The sequence below is a fragment of the Streptomyces sp. M-16 genome (assembly GCF_052114405.1).
Lineage (GTDB): Bacteria > Actinomycetota > Actinomycetes > Streptomycetales > Streptomycetaceae > Streptomyces.
Map to the genome: position 1 here is coordinate 1 of NZ_JBFRER010000308.1, position 1,183 is coordinate 1,183.

Annotated in this window: 1 pseudogene; it reads left to right on the top strand. The window is 71.6% G+C overall.

Features of this window, described 5'->3' with window-relative positions:
• Positions 1 to 1,183: pseudogene (locus tag AB4039_RS42265) on the top strand (beta-ketoacyl synthase N-terminal-like domain-containing protein); the annotation flags it as partial.

Genomic DNA, 1,183 nt, shown 5'->3' on the forward strand with positions numbered 1-1,183 from the left:
CAGCCCCCGCGAAGCCCTCGCCACCGACCCCCAGCAACGCCTCCTCCTCGAAACCGCACCCCCAGCAACGCCTCCTCCTCGAAACCGCCTGGGAAGCCGTAGAACGCGCAGGAATCGACCCCACCACCCTCCGCGGCACCCGCACCGGCGTCTTCACCGGCATCATGTACAACGACTACGCCTCCCGACTGCACTCGATGCCGCCGGAACTGGAGGGCTACCTCACCAGTGGCAGCGCGGGCAGCGTGGCTTCCGGCCGGGTGTCGTACACGCTGGGGTTCGAAGGGCCGGCGATCACCGTCGACACGGCCTGCTCCTCCTCCCTGGTGGCACTGCACCTGGCGGCGCAGGCACTGCGGAACGGCGAATGCGGGCTGGCCCTGGCCGGCGGTGTGACCGTCATGGCGACACCGACCACCTTCGTGGAGTTCAGCCGGCAGCGCGGGCTGTCCGAGGACGGCCGCTGCAAGGCCTTCTCCGCGGACGCCGACGGCACCGGCTGGAGCGAGGGAGCGGGCCTGCTGCTGTTGGAGAGGCTCTCCGACGCGCGGCGCAACGGCCACCAGGTCCTCGCGGTGATCAAGGGCAGTGCCGTCAACCAGGACGGCGCCAGCAACGGCCTCACCGCACCCAACGGCCCGGCACAGGAACGCGTCATCCGCCAGGCTCGAGGCCCAGGCCCTCCTCGCCACCTACGGCCAGAACCGCCCCGCCGACCAACCCCTGCGCCTGGGCTCCCTCAAGTCCAACATCGGCCACACCCAGGCCGCAGCCGGCGTCGCCGGCATCATCAAAATGGTCATGGCCATGCACCACGGCCTCCTCCCCAAGACCCTCCACGCCGACGAACCCAGCCCCCACGTGGACTGGGCCGCCGGAGCCGTCTCGCTGCTGACCGACGCCATGCCCTGGGAAACGGGCGAAGAGCGGCCCCGCCGCGCCGCCGTCTCCTCCTTCGGCATCAGCGGCACCAACGCCCACCTCATCCTCGAACAGCCCGAGCCCCCGCAGGACCCGGAGCCCGTCCAGGACTCCCCCGGCGTGGCCCCCTGGGTGGTGTCGGGCAAGAGCGAAGCGGCCCTGCGCGACCAGGCCCGCCGCCTGCACGAACACGTCACCGCGCACCCCGAAACCCACATCGCGGAGACCGGCCGCTCACTCGCCCTGACCCGCACCCACTTCC